Source organism: Porphyrobacter sp. AAP60 (assembly GCF_001296025.1).
Classification (GTDB): domain Bacteria; phylum Pseudomonadota; class Alphaproteobacteria; order Sphingomonadales; family Sphingomonadaceae; genus Erythrobacter.
Genome location: NZ_LJHV01000008.1, coordinates 250,680 through 267,032 on the forward strand (window position 1 = coordinate 250,680; position 16,353 = coordinate 267,032).

Annotated in this window: 16 protein-coding genes; 5 read left to right on the top strand and 11 right to left on the bottom strand. The window is 62.5% G+C overall.

Going from position 1 to position 16,353, the window contains the following annotated elements; genetic code table 11:
- Window positions 1–106: 106 nt before the first annotated feature.
- The 6 genes from IP79_RS07115 to pepN form a co-directional block, all read right to left on the bottom strand.
- Window positions 107–658 (bottom strand): adenine phosphoribosyltransferase, encoded by a 552-nt coding sequence (locus tag IP79_RS07115; RefSeq protein WP_420705621.1) that lies wholly within the window; start codon window positions 656–658, stop codon window positions 107–109.
- A 97-nt stretch (window positions 659–755) separates the two neighbouring features.
- On the bottom strand, window positions 756–1,613 hold the full coding sequence (locus IP79_RS07120) for a cytochrome c1 (RefSeq protein ID WP_054118566.1): 858 nt from the start codon (window positions 1,611–1,613) through the stop codon (window positions 756–758).
- A 56-nt stretch (window positions 1,614–1,669) separates the two neighbouring features.
- Window positions 1,670–3,046: a cytochrome b gene (locus IP79_RS07125; RefSeq protein ID WP_054118567.1), complete on the bottom strand. Its 1,377-nt coding sequence runs from the start codon at window positions 3,044–3,046 to the stop codon at window positions 1,670–1,672.
- 67 nt (window positions 3,047–3,113) lie between these two features.
- The gene (gene petA, locus IP79_RS07130; RefSeq protein WP_054118568.1) at window positions 3,114–3,692 is read right to left on the bottom strand and encodes a ubiquinol-cytochrome c reductase iron-sulfur subunit; all 579 of its coding nucleotides are present in this window, start codon (window positions 3,690–3,692) and stop codon (window positions 3,114–3,116) included.
- Window positions 3,693–3,924: 232 nt separating this feature from the next.
- A complete protein-coding gene (gene pgeF, locus IP79_RS07135) occupies window positions 3,925–4,677 on the bottom strand; it encodes a peptidoglycan editing factor PgeF (RefSeq protein ID WP_054118569.1) in 753 nt (250 codons plus the stop codon).
- A gap of 1 nt (window position 4,678) precedes the next feature.
- Window positions 4,679–7,345 (bottom strand): aminopeptidase N, encoded by a 2,667-nt coding sequence (gene pepN / locus IP79_RS07140; protein ID WP_054118570.1) that lies wholly within the window; start codon window positions 7,343–7,345, stop codon window positions 4,679–4,681.
- 52 nt (window positions 7,346–7,397) lie between these two features.
- Here pepN and IP79_RS07145 point away from each other — a divergent pair, with 52 nt between their 5' ends.
- The gene (locus IP79_RS07145; protein ID WP_054118571.1) at window positions 7,398–8,192 is read left to right on the top strand and encodes an epimerase; all 795 of its coding nucleotides are present in this window, start codon (window positions 7,398–7,400) and stop codon (window positions 8,190–8,192) included.
- Window positions 8,193–8,300: 108 nt separating this feature from the next.
- Here IP79_RS07145 and IP79_RS07150 read toward each other — a convergent pair whose 3' ends face one another.
- Window positions 8,301–9,248: a DMT family transporter gene (locus IP79_RS07150; protein WP_054118572.1), complete on the bottom strand. Its 948-nt coding sequence runs from the start codon at window positions 9,246–9,248 to the stop codon at window positions 8,301–8,303.
- Entirely contained in the window at window positions 9,245–10,264 is a 1,020-nt protein-coding gene (locus IP79_RS07155) for a threonine aldolase family protein (protein WP_054118973.1), read from the bottom strand. Before IP79_RS07155 ends, IP79_RS07150 begins: the two co-directional genes overlap by 4 nt.
- Before the next feature lie 65 nt (window positions 10,265–10,329).
- Between IP79_RS07155 and IP79_RS07160 the strand changes: the two genes are divergently transcribed.
- Complete coding sequence (locus tag IP79_RS07160) at window positions 10,330–10,647, top strand: GNAT family N-acetyltransferase (protein ID WP_054118573.1); 318 nt, start codon at window positions 10,330–10,332, stop codon at window positions 10,645–10,647.
- Here the strand turns inward: IP79_RS07160 and IP79_RS07165 are convergent.
- On the bottom strand, window positions 10,593–12,170 hold the full coding sequence (locus IP79_RS07165) for a PH domain-containing protein (RefSeq protein ID WP_054118574.1): 1,578 nt from the start codon (window positions 12,168–12,170) through the stop codon (window positions 10,593–10,595). The genes IP79_RS07160 and IP79_RS07165 overlap by 55 nt on opposite strands.
- A gap of 10 nt (window positions 12,171–12,180) precedes the next feature.
- On the bottom strand, window positions 12,181–12,711 hold the full coding sequence (locus IP79_RS07170; protein WP_054118575.1) for a PH domain-containing protein: 531 nt from the start codon (window positions 12,709–12,711) through the stop codon (window positions 12,181–12,183).
- Between the two features lie 129 nt (window positions 12,712–12,840).
- Between IP79_RS07170 and IP79_RS07175 the strand changes: the two genes are divergently transcribed.
- The 3 genes from IP79_RS07175 (at window position 12,841) to IP79_RS15670 (ending at window position 15,800) form a co-directional block, all read left to right on the top strand.
- Window positions 12,841–13,488, top strand: coding sequence for a glutathione S-transferase family protein (locus IP79_RS07175; RefSeq protein ID WP_054118576.1), 648 nt, complete (start codon window positions 12,841–12,843; stop codon window positions 13,486–13,488).
- A 360-nt stretch (window positions 13,489–13,848) separates the two neighbouring features.
- Window positions 13,849–14,298 (top strand): hypothetical protein, encoded by a 450-nt coding sequence (locus IP79_RS07180; protein ID WP_156318172.1) that lies wholly within the window; start codon window positions 13,849–13,851, stop codon window positions 14,296–14,298.
- A 32-nt stretch (window positions 14,299–14,330) separates the two neighbouring features.
- Window positions 14,331–15,800: a lipase family protein gene (locus IP79_RS15670; RefSeq protein WP_054118578.1), complete on the top strand. Its 1,470-nt coding sequence runs from the start codon at window positions 14,331–14,333 to the stop codon at window positions 15,798–15,800.
- On the opposite strand, the gene IP79_RS07190 is transcribed toward IP79_RS15670, so the two are convergent.
- Window positions 15,801–16,292 (bottom strand): hypothetical protein, encoded by a 492-nt coding sequence (locus IP79_RS07190; RefSeq protein WP_054118579.1) that lies wholly within the window; start codon window positions 16,290–16,292, stop codon window positions 15,801–15,803.
- Between the last annotated feature and the right edge of the window lie 61 nt (window positions 16,293–16,353).

Below are 16,353 nucleotides of genomic sequence, written 5' to 3' on the forward strand. Positions count from 1 at the left end.
TCGAATGCGCTGCTTGCGCTTGCCCGCCATAGACGAGGTTACAGCACCAGCACAACCTGACGCAGCAACCCTGTTTAGGGCCGGTTTGTTCCTCGGTCCGCGCCGGTTACTCGCCTTCGAATGCCATCAGCGCGTTCACAGTAATACCGGCATCGCGCAGCCGCGCTGCGCCGCCGAGGTCTGGAAGATCGATCACGAATAGCGCCTGTTCGATCACAGCGCCCGCGCGGCGCAGCAACGCGGCCGAGGCGAGCGCAGTGCCGCCAGTAGCGATCAGATCATCAACCATCACAACCTTCTGCCCCGGCTCGACCGCGCCCGGATCCATTTCGAGCCGGTCGGTGCCGTATTCGAGCGCATAATCGATGCCGATCGTATCGATGGGCAACTTGCCGGGCTTTCTTACCGGGACAAATCCCACCCCAAGCTGCACCGCCACCGCTGCGCCGAAGATGAAGCCACGCGCTTCCATTCCAGCGATCTTGTGCGCGCCTGCCGCATCCGCCAGCCGGGCGAGGTGATGCACGCTGGCCGCCATGCCCTGATCATGGCCGATCAGCGTGGTGATATCGCGGAACTGGATGCCCGGTTGCGGAAAATCCGGCACGGTGCGCACCAGCGCCTTCAACTCGTCGGGTGACAAATGCGGTGCGATCATGGTGGAAGCGGCCCCTTTCACGGGTCTGAATGCACAAGCACCCCGCCATCCGCAAGGGGATGGCGGGGCGCCTGAAGCTTTCGGGTAATCGGAAAGCTTACTTCTTCTTCGGCTTCATCCCGGCCCAGACCTGCTTGTAGCTAAGGAAAGCCAGCACAGTCGCGAACAGCAGGAACCCGAGCACGAACCAACCGGTCTGCTTGCGTTCGATTAGCGAAGGTTCTGCCGTCCAGGTCAGGAAGGCAGCGACGTCCTTCGACATCTGCGAGACCGTCGCTTCGGTGCCATCGGCATAGGTCACCTGCCCGTCAATCGCGATGGGCGGGGCCATTGCAATGTTCACATTGGGGAAGTGCTTGTTGAAATAGAGGCCCAGCGGCGTTTCAAAACCGACCTTCGCGGCCTTCTCGGGATCGGGCTCGCCATAACCGGTCAGCAGATCGTAGACGTAGTTCGATCCGTCGTGACGCGCCTTGGTCATCAGCGAAAGATCCGGCGGGATCGCGTTGTTGTTGGCAGCCGCTGCGGCGATCGAATTGGGGAACGGCATCGGGAAGTAATCGGTCGGCATCCCGGGACGGGTGGTCGTCTCGCCCGTGTCCGGATCGATCCCCGGCACTGTCCAGCTCTTGGCTTCGGCATCGACTTCAGCCTCGGTGTAACCGAGTTCGCGCAGGTTGCGGAACGCGACAAACTTCAGGCTGTGGCAGGCCGAGCAAACTTCCTTGTACACTTGGTAGCCGCGCTGCAGCTGGCCGTAATCCCACTTGCCGAAAGCGCCATCGAACGAGAAACCGCCCGCCGGGCCTTCGCCATGTTCGTAGAATGCGTAGGAAGGCTGCTTTTCCGGCGCCGGGCCGAACGCAAAATTATAGACGCCGGGCGCAAGCGACCAAAGCACCAGCACCAGTGTGATGGCGAGGCCTGCAATGATGCCTCCGAAACGAATAGACATGACTGAACTCTTTCTAGTTATCGGTTCAGATTGTTTGGGAAGATGCTTCCGGCCGATTACTCGGCCGGTTGCAGCGAACCATCGGTAGCGGTGCCGGGACGACCATCGACCACACTGTCAGGATCGATCTTGCCTCCGCCCGACGTGGTGCCGGGCTTGTCGGAACCAAGCACCCCTTCGGTAATCGAGAAGGGCAGCGGCTTGGGCACTTCAATCTGGCTGATGATCGGCAGGATCACCAGGAAGTGCATAAAGTAGTAAGCTGTGAAGATCTGGCTGAGCATGATGTACGGCTCTTCAGCGTGCGCACCGCCAAGATAGAACAGCGCCGCCATGGTCGGCATCAGGCCAAACCAGAAGAACTTGCGGAACAGCGGGCGATAATGGCCCGACCGCACCGGGCTCTTGTCCAGCCAGGGCAGGAAGAACCACACGAGGATCGCACCAAACATCCCGATCACACCGAGCAGCTTGGCCGGGATTAGCACGATGCCGGTGAACGGAATGGTGAGGTCACCGGTGAAGGCCCGCAGGATCGCGTAGAACGGATAGAAGTACCATTCCGGAACGATCAGCGCCGGTGTCGAAAGCGGGTTGGCTTCGATGTAGTTATCCGGGTGGCCCAGCACATTGGGCAGGAAAAACACGAACAGGGTGAAGAAGATCAGGAACACGCCCAGACCGAACCCGTCCTTGGATGTATAATAAGGGTGGAATGGAACCGTGTCCGATTCCTGCTTCACTTCCACGCCGGTCGGGTTTGACGAGCCGGGAATATGCAGCGCCCAGATGTGCAGGATCACAACGCCCGCAATCACGAAGGGCAGCAGGAAGTGCAGCGAGAAGAAGCGGTTCAGTGCGGCGTTATCCGGCGCGAAACCGCCCAACAGCCACACCTGCAGCGGCTCACCAACCAGCGGGATCGCGCTGAACAGACCGGTGATCACCTGCGCGCCCCAGAAGCTCATCTGGCCCCACGGCAACACGTAACCCATGAAGGCAGTCGCCATCATCAGCAGAAAGATCACAACACCCAGCAACCAGATCATCTCGCGCGGGGCTTTGTAGGAGGAATAGAAGAACCCGCGGAAAATGTGCAGGTAAATCACAATGAAGAAGAAGCTCGCGCCGTTGGCGTGCGCATAACGCATCATCCAGCCATAATTGACGTTGCGCATGATGTGTTCGACTGTGCCGAAGGCAACAGCCTGGTTGGCGGCATAATGCATCGCCAACACAACCCCGGTGACGATCTGGATCATCAGGCAGAACCCGGCGAGCACGCCGAAATTCCACATGTAGTTGAGGTTGCGCGGCACCGGATAACCGGCGCCGACCGCGTTGTACACGAGCCGCGGAAACGGCAATTTCTCGTCAATCCACTTGGTGAATGCGGATTTTGGCTCGTACTGCTTTGCCCAGGCGAAACTCATAGCGTTCTCTCGAAATGATCGATGTTACGGGTCGGGTCGATTATCGTTGTCAGTCAGTTACGCAAGATCAGCCGACACGGACGACGGTATCAGAGCTGAACGCATATTCCGGCACGAGCAGGTTGGTTGGCGCGGGGCCTTTGCGGATGCGACCTGCCACGTCGTAATGCGATCCGTGACACGGGCAGAAATAACCGCCGAACTCGCCCTTGTTCTCGCCTTCTGCAGCGCCCAGCGGCACGCAGCCGAGGTGGGTGCAGACACCCATGGTGATGAGAATATCCTCGTGCCCTTCCTTGGTGCGCGAGGCCAATGTGGCCGGATCGCGCATGTCGGTGGCGTCATCGGCCTTGGCCGCTGCGATTTCCTGCGGCGTCAGGCGCTTCACGAACAGCGGTTGCTTGCGGAAAGTGGTCTTGATGCTCTGACCCGGCTGGATCGCGCTGACATCGATATCGGTGCTGCTTGCGGCAAGCACGTCGGCCGAAGGCGCCATCTGGCTGACCAGCGGGAACAGTAGCGAAGCCCCGCCAACGCCGGCAGTGCTCAGCGCAGCGATGTGAATCCAGTCACGGCGGCGAACGCCGTCTCCGGTTTCCGGTTCAGAGGCAACTGCCGGAGTGGTAGCACCGCTCATCTCAGCCATCGTCAAATACCCTGCTCGTAGTGCCGCGCTGGTGAAACGCCCGGCGCGGCGTGGTGTTCCTGTATCGAAGGCGAATGCCTCCGCTGTGATCCGTCGGATTGAACCCTGCCCCGATCAGCCTGCGCTTCTGTCACGCAGCCCGCCCGGAGCTTGCGGGGGGCAATTAACGGCAATTATTGCAAAAACCAACCGTGTTTTGATCAAGCCCCATTCGCCCACGTGCAAGACAGCCTTACGGCAGCGCGATCATGCTGATCTGGCGGCCATAATTCGCCTCGCCCGCTTGCGTCGAGCGTCGATGCGAATGGTAACGCGCGACCTGCGATAAAGTATCCCGACCAATATCCGCAATTTTGCCGAGGCCTGCACTGGCCAGCCTTGCGACAATGAATCCAGGAAGATCGAAATGCCAGCGCGGGGTACCCTCCCGTTCCGGAGCAGGGCTGAAAAATCTCTCAGCATCCGCGCCGAAATGCGCGCGGAAAGGTGTGTTGACCTCGTAACTGGATTGCGCAATCGTAGGGCCGATCGCGGCGGCGATGTTGTGCCGGCTGGCGCCAAGCGCCTCCATTGCGGCGATGGTGTTTTCCAACACCCCCTCCACCGCCCCGCGCCACCCGGCATGGGACGCGCCGATCACGCCCGCATGCTGGTCAGCGAACAACACCGGTGCGCAGTCAGCAGTGACGATGCCGAGCACCACGCCCCGAGTGGCGGTGACGACCGCGTCGGCCACCGGACGACCTGTGGCGGCATCGTCCCAAGCCGCAGTCACATGCACCACATCGGGTGAGTGGACCTGATGCGGCGCGGCAAGCGCGCCGTCAGGCAGAATTGCATCTGCCGCAGCAGCGCGCAAGGCGCGCACATACTCCGAATCGCCCGGCCCGCCGAAGCCGAACTGGTGCGCCCCGCCCGCGCTGCCGAAAAAACCATGCGGAACCCCGTCCAGCAGCGGTGCGCGGTCGATCTGGAATGCGGCCACTTTACCCCTCCAGCGAGCGGCTGACCTGCTCGAAGGTGTCGCGTGACAGATTGCCCGCCGCCATGATCCGTTCCAGTTCGCCCTTCATCAGGCTCGCGCGCACCGGCTCGATCCGGCGCCACCGTCCGAGTGCTGGCACGAACCGGGCCGCAGTTTGCGGGTTGATCGGATCAAGCGCGAGGATCACGTCGGCCACCATCCGGTAACCTTCGCCGCTCGCGGCATGGAAGCCCTTGGGGTTGCCCGCAAATGCCATGTGCAGCGATCGCACGCGGTTGGGGTTCTTCATGGTGAAATCAGGGTGTTCGGCCAGATCGCGCACGTGCTGGATCACATCGGAGTGAAGCGAAAGTGCCTGCAAAGTAAACCACTTGTCCACCACCAGCGGATTGTCACTGTAGCGTTCGTGAAACGCCGCCAGCTTTTCGGCCCGCGCCGGATGGTCGAGCCCGCACAGCACCATCAGCGCGCCCTGCCGGTCGGTCATGTTGTCTGCCGCATCATATTGTGCCGCCGCCAGCGTGGCGGCACGGGCGGGATCAGCTGCCGCAATCAAGGCAAGGGCGAGAGTTTTGACCTTGCGCGCGCCGCGTCCGGCCGGATCGTCCAGCATCACCGCCGATGCCCGGGCGTGGAGAGCCTGCAATTCGTCCGCGAGCGCCGCGCCGATGGCCGATTTCAACCCCTCGCGCGCGGTATGGATCGCGCCCGGATCGGCTTTGCGGGCCCCGCTGGCCATGACTTCGAACAGGTAGGTTTCGCTGGGAAGCACCATCAATTCGCCGCGCATGGCATCTTCGAGCGCCGCATCGGCAAGGCTGGAACGGAAAGCGTCGATAATCGCAGCCTCGCCCGCAGCCTGTTCGGCGGCGGAGAATTCGCCGCTCGCTATGCCGACCAGATGGCTGACGGCAAGCTCCTGCAAGGCTTCGGAACGGGCGAAGGGATCATTGTCCTGAGCGGCGAGGAACACGAGGTCTTCGCTTTGCAAGGCCCGCTCGATCACCACCGGAGCAGTGAAACTGCGATTGATCGACACCACCGGATCGGGGCCGTCCAGCGGCAAGGTGAAGGCTTGCTCGGCATCGGCAAGAATGATCAGCTTTTCATCGCCGAGGGTGCCGTTTGCGCGTGAATGCACCGCAACCCGCAGCGGAACCGGCATCGGCAGCTTGTCAGGCTGGCCGGGAGTGGCAGGCACGTGCTGGTTGAGGGTGAGAACAAGGCTATCGCCCTCCACCGCTTGACGCACGGTGACACGCGGCGTGCCGGCTTGCGAATACCAGCGGCGGAACTGCGTCAGGTCAACCCCTGCTCCGTCCTCGATCGCGGTGATGAAATCCTCGCAGGTCGCCGCCTCGCCATCGTGACGATAAAAGTAGAGATCGGTGCCGGCGCGGAATCGCTTCTCCCCGACGATGCTGCGCATCATGCGGATGACTTCCGCGCCCTTGTTATAAACGGTGGCGGTATAGAAATTGCTGATCTCGCGGTAGCTGTCGGGCCGGATCGGGTGGGCCAGTGGCCCGCCATCTTCGGGGAACTGGGCAGCGCGCAGGATCCGCACGTCCTCGATCCGCTTGACCGCCTCGCCCCGCATGTCCTGCGAGAACAATTGGTCGCGCAGGACGGTGAAGCCCTCCTTCAGCGATAGCTGGAACCAGTCGCGGCAGGTGATGCGGTTGCCCGACCAGTTGTGGAAATATTCGTGCGCGATCACGCCTTCGACCGCGTCAAAATCGGCATCGGTGGCGGTGTCGGGATCGGCCAGCACATATTTGGTGTTGAAGACGTTGAGCCCCTTGTTCTCCATCGCCCCCATGTTGAAATCGCTGACGGCGACAATGTTGTAGAGATCGAGATCATATTCGCGGCCGAACACGTCTTCATCCCACTTCATCGAACGATGGAGCGATTCCAGCGCGTGGTCGGTGCGTTCGAGGTCTTCGGCGCGAACCCAGACGTTGCATTCGACTTCGCGGCCCGAGCGGGTCGTGAAGGGCTTGGAGTTCGCCACCAGATCGCCCGCTACCAGCGCAAAGAGATAGGACGGCTTGGGCCAGGGATCATGCCACTCGGCCCAATGCGTGCCGTTTTCGCGCACGCCCTCTGCCACCTTGTTGCCGTTGCACAGAAGAATCGGGAAGGCCGAGGGATCGCCCTCCATCAGCACCTGATAGACTGACAGCACATCGGGCCGGTCGGGGAAGAAAGTGATCCGCCGGAACCCTTCCGATTCGCATTGAGTGCAGAGCATCCCGTTCGAAGCATAAAGGCCCATCAACTGGGTGTTGGCGCTGGGCTTTATGCCGTTGAGGATGCTCACCTCGTGCGGCGCGGCGCTGAGGGGAATGACGAGATCGGGGCCGTCCATCTCCCAGGCGTCTGTGTCTTCGCCGTCAACAGTCACCGCAAGAGGCGTAATCCCGTCGCCGTTCAGACGCAGCGTGGCGGCCGCTTCTGCCGCCGGGTTCGGTTCGACCTTGAGCGTGGCGGAAACGCGTGTTTCCTCCAGGCCGAGAAAGAAGGCCAGCTTCGTCGACGGCACCAACCAAGGGAAGGGCTTGTAATCCTCACGCCGGATTACCGGGGGATCTTGCGGGGTCGGGGCGGCATCCGCGATTTCCGGGTTGCCTTGGGGGTTCGTCGGGGTGGTTGCGATATCCATGCCACCCGATTTAGGTTGATTTGCGCGCCAGTCCAGCGGCAGGGACATCTGCATGGCGCGATTGTTCATCTTTGGCCTTGGATACACCGCGAGCCGGATTGCCGGTGCGCTGGAAATGCGCGGGTGGCAGGTCGATGCCACCGGCAGCGCGGGCAATATCGACTTTGACGATCCGGATGCCGTTCGCGCGGCGCTCGATGGCTGTATCCATGTGCTGTCTTCCGTCCCGCCTGCGCGGCAATCCGGGGCCGATCTGGTGCTTGAACGCTATGCGGATGATATTGCAGGAAAGCGGCTCGGCTATCTTTCTTCCACCGGGGTTTACGGCGACCGGCAGGGCGCATGGGTCGACGAAGCAACCCCGACCATCGCGCAATCCGGTGAAGGCCGCAGAAACGCCCGCGCCGAGGCTGACCTCGCATGGCTTGGCATGGATGCGCGGGTGTTTCGCCTGCCGGGCATCTATGGGCCGGGCCGCAGCGCATTGGACCGGGTGCGAGAGGGCAAGGCGCGACGGATCGATCTGCCGGATCAGGTGTTCAGCCGTATCCATGTCGATGATATCGTCAGCGGAGTGGTTGCCGCGCTGGTACAAGACGCAGCCCCGGGCGCCTATAATCTCGGTGACGATCTGCCAGCGAGCGGGAACGCCGTTACCGAACACGCCTGCCGTCTGCTCGGGCTGGAGCCGCCGCCGCTGGAAACGCTGGAGGAAGCCAACCTGTCGGAAATGGCGCGCGGGTTCTACATGGAAAACCGCCGGGTCGCCAATGGCAAGGCCAAGCGGGTGCTGGGCTGGCGGCCGCAATTTCCAACCTATGACGAAGGGCTAGCGGCGCTCGTTTAATAATGGCGCGACGGCCCGCAGGGCCGCAAGGGCGACCGCCCGCCCGCAGCGGGCGCAGTTTTGCTGCGCGTCGAGCGAGGACCGTGCGCCGGAGGGCGCACGGAAAATCTAACGCCGCAGCGCACCGGATTGCTGCACCTGCACCGCCTTCACCCGTCTTGCCCGAAGGGCCAGCCCCATGCCGATCAGCGCGAGCGCCATACCGCCTATCGACAGCGCATCCCATTTGAAGCCTTCGAACAGCGTCGACAGCAGCATCGCCACGCAGACCGTGACGATCGCATTATAAGCCGTTTTCCCCGCGCCAATCTCGCGCACCAGATTGTAATGCAGCGGGAAGGTGACGACCGATCCGATGATCGCGAGATAGGCCGTTCCCGCCCAGAATTGCCATGCCGCCGGCAATGCCGGCGGGCCGGCCGTTACGAAGGCATAAACAAAGTCGAAGATCGTCCCGTAAAGCATCGCCCATGCGAGCAGGCTGACCATCGGCACGCCGCGCCCGGTGGGGTTGGCCTGCACCACGTTGGCAATGGACGCAGCCAGCATCCCGCCGATGGCCAACGCAATGCCGAGGCCCACATTCCCGTCCAGCGGGGCGACGCGCCATTCGTGCACCAGCAGCATGGCTACGCCCGCAATCGCGACTAAGCTCCCGCCAATGAAGCCCGGCTGCACCTTTTCGCCGATGAAGACCTTGGCGAAGATCGCATTAGGCACCATCAGCAGCGCGAACATCACCGCGACAATGCCCGATGTGATGTGCTGTTCGGAATGATAGACGAACAGGAAATTGCCGCTGAACTGCGCAATGCCTACACCCAGCGCGAGCAGATGTTCGGGCCGGTTCAGGCGCAGCCGGTTGCCCATGATCACCGCGAGCACGAACAGTGCAGGCGTCGCCAGCATGAAGCGATAAAATACGCTCCACGCCGCAGGCACATCGGCAATCTGGCCGGTGATGACAAACCAGGTCGACCCCCAGATCGTGCCAGTTAGCATAAAGGGGATCAGCACTTTCGCGCTAAGCATCGACGGCGCGGATACGGTTGTCATAGGGCGGTGATGGCCTTGCCGAGTGCGACGGCGTCTTCGCTGCGGGTGTTCCAGGCAGTGACGAACCGGGCGGAATCGGCGCCCCAGTCATAAAAGGCGAAATCCTGCGAGCGCAGCGCGTCACGCTCCGCTGGGGTCAGGCGCACGAACAGCTCGTTTGCCTCGACCGGGTGCAGCAGGCGGTCGGCGCAACCCGCCGCCACTTCCTGCGCCGCCGCGTTGGCATGAGCCGCGTTGGCGAGCCACAGTCCGTTATCCAACATCGCCAGTATCTGCGCGGCAAGATAGCGGCCCTTGCATTGCAGGTGTCCGGCACGCTTGCGGCGGTAACGCACCTGCATCGCAGCCTCAGGGTCAAACATGATCACCGCCTCGGCCCCCATGCCGCCGTTCTTGATGAAGCCGAAGGCGAGGCTATCGACCGGGCCGCTGGCGCTGCGTGCCGCCGTTTCGGGTGATCCGCCCAGAAACGCAGCCGCATTGGCGAACCGCGCCCCGTCCATGTGCAGGCCCAGCCGGCGCTCCTTCGCAAACGCCCCCAGCGCGCCGAGTTCATCGGGCGAATAGGTGCAGCCATATTCGCTCGCCTGCGTGATCGCGATGGCATGCGGCTGCACCTGATGCACATCATTGCGGATCGGGTCGATCACAGCGGCGATACCCTGCGGCGTCAGCTTTGCACCTTCGCCATCAGCGTGCATCAGCTTGGCACCGTGGAGATAGAACCCCGGTGCGCCGCCTTCATCGACCTCGATGTGTGCTTCGGCATGACACACCACGCCGCCATGGGGGGCGCACATCGTGGCAAGCGCCAGGCAATTGGCCGCAGTCCCCGTCGCCACCCACAAAGCGGCGCATTCCCGGCCGAACAGCGCGGTGAAATGCGCGTCAAGCTCGCCCGAAAGCGCGTCTCCGTCGTATGGATTGTCCGGTTCGTCGGCCTTGCGCATCGCCTCCCACAGCTTGGGGTGGACGGCAGCGGCGTTGTCGGACAGGAAAGGTTTCGCGAGTGTCATCGGCATTCGCCTCTAACCGCCAACGCCGCCAATACAAGCAGCCAAACACCACGGAGCGACCGCAGATGAGCAACGAACCGGCACAGGTGACAATCACCCACCACGTCGCAGGACAAGGCGGACGCTATGTCGCGGTGGTCGAAGGCGAGACCGAGGAAGGCTATCTCGAATGGGAGCCGGGCACGGCACGTGACGGCAAAGAGGTGCGGATCGCCGCGCATACCATCGTGCCGCGCGCGATCGGCGGGCGCGGTGTGGCGGCAGCGCTGGTGGAACGGCTGGTCGAAGACGCAGGCCGGCAGGACTTCCTGATCCGCCCCGATTGCAGCTATGTTGCCGCCAAGTTTTCCGAAAACCCGGATTGGGCCGCGCTGAAAGCCTGATCGCCAGCTTCTTCCAGCGCCCCATCTTCCAACGGCGCATCGAGCCGCGAATAATCGGTCGCCGCAATCGTCTCCAGCACCTGTGCCCGCAGACTGCGCGCTTCGGCCAGAGGCACGCCGGGAATGGCAAAGGTTCCGCCCGCCAGCCCCAGATGCACCGTGGCATAGCCGCGCCAGCGCGCCAGCGGCCCCTGCGCGATTTCGACTGAATGGAGTTTCAGCCGCGTCGCGATCCGGCTGGTGGGTGACATCAGCCCGGTGGTCGAAAAAATCTGCGCCTTGTCGAGTGCAAAGCGCCGGAATTCCCACGCGTAGAGATTGGCCGCCACCGCCACCACGGCCAAGCCCAGCGGAATGAAGGCAAAGCCGAACGGCGCAAAGATCGCGACGGGGATCAACGCAAGCGCAAAGGGCAACGCATCAAGCACGGCCTTGTCAGTGCGCTGGCGCTTGCTCGCGTGCTGCCATCGCGTCGTGTCGTCTGGCAGGTGGAACCCTGCCGCGCTGACAATCGGGGCGATTTCCTCCATCTTTGCAAACGGCGCGACCTCGTGACTTTCGCTTTCGGCATCCTGCGCGAGGCTGACAAAGCTGAGGCCGTGCCAACCGAACCGATACCGCAATAGACCGGTGCCGATCACGATCCCCTGAACCCGGTGCGCGGGCATCACCACATCGGTGCGGGTCAGCAATCCGCGCTGACGCCGGAATCCGCGCGATGACCGGGTCAGCGTGAATCCCCAATCGCGTAAAGCGGTGCGCACCACACCGGTAGCAATGCCGATGAACACCAACCCGATCAGCCCGGCGGCCGCCCCTGCCACCTGCGCATAGCGGCCTAGGCTGGCCAGAAAACTGCCCTGTTCTTCCAGCCAGCCGCGCCACAGATCGACATTCCAGATATCGAGATCGGAGACGGTATCGACATATTGCAGCAAGCCGCCCAGCACCGCGAACACCGCGAGCGAGAATTCGAACAGGCCGAAGGTGAGCAGCCGGCGCGGAGAGATGGCATAAAGCACTTCGCCATCGGCTTCGGCTTCCACCGCAGCGCCGCTGCCAGAGGTTGATGCCGCTTCATCCTCGCGACGTTCCCGCACCAGTTGGCGCAGGCGTTCACCCTCGGCGCTGGCAAGGTATTCCAGTGCGAGATCATCGCCCCCGCCTGCACCGGTTTCAAACTTGACCGAAACCAGCCCGAACAGGCGCGGCAAGGGCTTGGCTTCAAGGCTGACATCCTGAATCCGCTCGAACGGCACAGACCGCGCCGCGCGGCTGAGAATACCGCTTTCCACCCGGATATCGGTTTCCCCAATGGTGTAGGTCAGCCGCCGCCAGCCGATATAGCTGACCGCCATGCCAATCACCGCCGCTGCCAGCCCGACACTAATCGCGACCACAATCCGGCCCGAACCGCCAATGCCGGAAAAAGCGATCGCAATCGCCGGAATGATCGCGCTGCGGATACTGGCAATCGCGCCGAGGACGACGCTGACCGGCGCAGTGCGTTGCGGCTCGTTCATCAGACGAACCTCACATTGACTCGCGGCGGATATGCGCACGGATATCTTCGCGCATCTCGCGCGCCAACGGCTCGCCCAGGCCGGGCAGGGCTACGCTGGAATTATGGTTGCCTGCGGTGTGCAAGGTCAGCGTGGCGATGCCGAAGAACCGGTCGAGCGGGCCCTGGTGCACATCGATGTGCTGCACCCGCCCGAACGGCACCACTGTGTCCGACCGGAACAGAATGCCGCGCACCACCCGCAGCCGGTCGGCACTGATCTGGTATCCGCGCGCGTGATATCGGCGGCTGGGAATGCGGATGATCAGCGCCAGCGCGATCAGCAGCACCGGCCCGGCGATCACTCCGGGCGGAAACAGCGCCTGATCGCGCAAGGCCGTTTCCAGCACCAATGCGCCGATCAGGAACGGGATTGCTGTAAAGGTGGTACGCAGCCGCAAGGCGTGGGCATAATTGGGATGCAGCTTCGTCAGCGCCTCGTCATCGTCAAGCGGCCCGGTGGCGGAGGGGGCAGCGGGCGCGAGGTCGGTCGTTTGATCCATGGTGCATTACTGGCGCAATACAGTGGCTTCGTGCAAGCGATTTTCCTGTCTGGCCTAGCGGATTTATGAGGGCGACGGGTGGCCCGCGCGCCACTAGAACCGCTGCCAGACCATTCGGGAGAGACACGCATGACCATTCTGCATTCCAGCCTCGGCCCCAACCCGCGTCTTGTGCGGATGTTCATGATCGAAAAGGGGCTGGAAGAGGGGAAGGATTTCCAGCGTGTCCACTATGACATCATCTCCGGCCAGAACCGGCAGGATGCGGATTACGTGGCGAAAAACCCGCTCGGCACCACGCCCACGCTGGAGCTGGATGATGGCACCTGCCTGACCGAAAGCTGGCCGATCTGCGAATTCATCGAGGAACATCACCCGGAGCCCAACCTGTTCGGAGAAACTCCGGTGGAGCGCGCCATGGTGCGCAAGTGGGCACGCCTGTTCGATCAGGAGGTGGTGGTGCCGATGACGATGGGCTTCCGCGCCGGTGCAGGCCGTCCGATGTTCGAACCGCGCATGGCAGTCGTCTCGCCCGAAGCGGGCGCGGAACTTTCCTCCATGGCGGACGCAAAATGGCGGATGTTCGACGGGTTTCTAGGGAGCAGAAACCACATCGCGCTGGGCCGGTTCACCTTTGCCGATCTGCTGATCTTCGCTTTCGCCAATTTCGGTTTCACCGTGGGCTGGAAGCTGCCCGAAGGCACCGACAACCTCGCCCGGTTTGTCGAAACGCATAACCGGCGGGCATCTGCCGCCGTGTGGAAAGACGCCGAGTAGCAGCAGGGCTTCAAAGCGACACATTGCCTTTGAAACCGGGCAATCCACAACATTAGCGCCTTTTCCGGTCGACCTGCCCCACCCTGTTCGGCGAAGATCGCGATCATCTGCGCCTGCTTGTCTGCGGCGCCCACCGACCACGCGCGCAAAAGCCGCAGCGAAATGTGTCGCCTAAGTCATATGGTGTATGCGGGGATCGCTTTCGACCGATAAAGCCAAGGCAACGCAGTGGGATGGCTGAAGGGTCATTCTCTCCGTCAACCCGGTGGCACGGTCAGCGACGCTTTGTGGCTCTGATCCTTGTGCGGCCCAAAACGGCGTGCCCCGGCACTCACCCATGGACGTTGCAAGGAGATTGGGATGCAACCGACCGCACAATACCGCACTCATCGCAGGGTGCTGACGCTCAGTGCGCTAGTGATCATGGTTGCCCCGGGGCTTGCTCCGCCCGCCCATGCGCAAGGCCTGTTCGGCAGGATCGGCCGCGCGCTTGAGCGCATCGAGCAGAAAGCCACAGATATCGAGAGCTCGGCTGCGAGCCTCGAACGTTCGGTGACACAGGTCAGACAGGTGGCCGACGGGATCGACCGCACAGCCGATAGAGCCAGCACCATTCTCGGAACCGGCCAACCCGATGATGATCCGACTGACGCGGGTTTGGATGGCAGTCCCATGTCTGCGACGACGGATTGGGAAGCGGAAAGTGCAGGGATGCTGCCAGACCACCCTAACATGGCTGACCCGAATGAGCCGATGCCGATGATGCCCGATGCCCCTGTTCCGAACACCACGCAGACCCCGCGCCGCTGACATAGCCGGGCCACAATCTCTGGGAGAAGCAGATGCATGATTTTCTACAGCCGGTCGCTGCTGCGGTTTGCGTTGTCGCCGCCGTAAGCGCCGCGCCCGTGGCGGCACAGCAATGGCAGGGTGCCTGGGATACGCCCTATGGTCAGCTGCGGCTGGTCCAGAACGACGACCATGTTTTCGGCGATTACAGGGACGGCACCATCGAGGGTATCATCGATGCCTCAACAGGCCGGGTACGGGCGGTTTTCGTCAATCCCGATGGGAATATCGGCTATGCCGAATTCAGGCTTGATCCTGACAACCGCCGCTTCGCCGGGGCGTGGGCGTGGGAATCTGCGCCCTTGCCAGCGCATAATGCAGGGGCTGCCGATCGTCGGTGGACCGGTACGCGCACCGCCGACACCCCACCGCCAATCATCAATTTCCGCCTGCCGGGCAACCGCTCGCGGTTCATCAACGGTGCACCGGCCAAGTATCGCCAGTGGATCACCGGCTTCAGCCGGCCCGCTGCTGCCAGTTCCGCCGCAGGTTCAGGGGCTGGGGCCGATACCAGCCACGGGCTTGTTCATGGACGCGATCTGACCCCTTCGAAAATCGCCACCGCATTCGAAATGCAACGCCACGTCCGGGCCGTCTCGCAAAGGGGCGATCGCCAGACCAGCGGTGATGTAGCTGCTGCGCGGGAATATCAGCGCATGGGCTGGCAATTGCTGGGACGGGGAATCATCAACGATGGCGGTTTGCGCGATTCACTGTTGCGCGCGGCGGTCGCGAAAAAGGGCAATGCCATTGTTGTCGCCTTTCGCGGAACCAAAGGCGATTCGTTCCGTGACACGGTTACAGCTGGAGTGCTGCTGGATGGTAACATCAGGCAGGTCCAGCCATCCTTCATTCCGGCAGCGCAACGCGGTCAGGCCCTGGTCCATGCCGGATTCCAGGGAAGCTATCTCAAGCTTCGCTCGCAGGTGCTACAAGGGCTGAGCGGCCAGACAGGCGTTCACCTGTACATCACCGGTCACAGCCTGGGCGGCGCGATCGCGCAGCTGATGGCCTATGATATGGCCGTGAACCGCGGGGCTGATTTCGCCAGCATCACCGTCATCACATCAGGCGCGCCGCGGGTCGGCAATCCCACCTTCGCCGATGCTTTCGAACGCGCAGTTCCCGATAATCTTCGGATCGTGGTCAATCATGATCCGGTGCCGGCTGTTCCCTATGTCGGCGGCCTGTATCGCCATGCCGGGCGGCTCCTCGTCATCGGGCGTGACGACGGTGTTCTGCTCCAGCATGACGACATGGACGTACGCGGCAATGCGGTCCAGTTCGGCTATCACAAGAACGAAGATTACTTCACCGCAGTGCAAAAACTGCGCGACCGGGCCCCGCGTGCGCGCGCCCTCAACCCCAACGGGAATGCCTGGGCAAGCGCAGCGGCGGACCGCGAGGTTACGCTGTCCGCCCGCCCGCTTGCCGATGGCGTGGTGAAACGGTTGCGGCGCTGATCACCCCGGCCCCGCATAAGTCAGCGCGACATTGACCATGCCTTCTGGCTGGTAGCCCGAGCTGATATTCGCCTGAAAGCCGATATCCACACCGGGTTCGGGCGATTTCACGAAAGTGATCGAGCGCGACTGATCGGACGGCGTATCATCCTGCTTCAGATCAAGTCCCGCAGTCTGGGCCTTGCCGATGTAGAAGCGGGCGACCTCGTCAATGCTGGCCTTGGCCGTATAAGAAATGATCCCCTTGGTGGGCGAACGATCATTCACCATCACCTGCTGAACAGTGCCGCCAGGAAAGATCGGAGCGAAATCAGGCAGATTGTCCGGCGGAGTCATGCCCTTGCCGGTTGTGTCGGTCGAAATTGCGGTGCCATCTTTCATGGTGAAATCGGCGCTGCCATCGGCTGTATCGAGATCAACCGGCGCAGCGCCGCCGCAAGCGGCGAGCAGTGCAAGGATGGTGGGTGCGGTGAAAAGGATCGTACGAGGCATCGGGGCTACTCCTGGTCATTGCTGAAACGGGGCTGGGACCGCCTGACGATCGGCGGGATGC